The sequence below is a fragment of the Stenotrophomonas sp. 3diitr2024 genome (assembly GCF_042136455.1).
In the GTDB taxonomy this organism is placed as follows: Bacteria; Pseudomonadota; Gammaproteobacteria; order Xanthomonadales; family Xanthomonadaceae; genus Stenotrophomonas; species Stenotrophomonas sepilia.
Genome location: NZ_JBHHMJ010000744.1, coordinates 1 through 331, shown reverse-complemented (window position 1 = coordinate 331; position 331 = coordinate 1). Strand labels below are relative to the sequence as shown.

The window sequence follows — 331 nt, the reverse complement described above, 5'->3', positions numbered from 1 at the left end:
GACGTGATGCCACGCGATGGCCAGCGTGCCGACCGCGGCATCGACTGGGCAACACGGCTGATGCGGCAGATCGGTGCGCTGCAGGGGCAGATCCTGCTGGTCAGCGATCAGGCGGATGTCGTCCTCGATGTCCCACAGCTGCTCGTTGACCGCCTTCAGCTCGGCACGCAGCTTGGCGATGTCCTTCACCGCAGCCGGGTGTGCCATCCAGGTCTGCTCCAGCGCGATGCGGTAGCGGGCGCGATCGACGACGAACAGCAGGTCGCCCTTCTTCACCGCCTGGTTGTCGGCCACGTTCACCGTTTCCACCAGCCCGGACACGTCCGGCGCC

The 331-nt window shown here is 67.1% G+C and carries 1 protein-coding gene; it reads right to left on the bottom strand.

Annotated elements, in window-relative coordinates; all coding sequences use genetic code 11:
• A partial coding sequence (locus ABGA94_RS19675) for a biotin/lipoyl-binding protein (RefSeq protein WP_375367965.1) occupies positions 1-331 on the bottom strand: 331 nt, incomplete at both ends.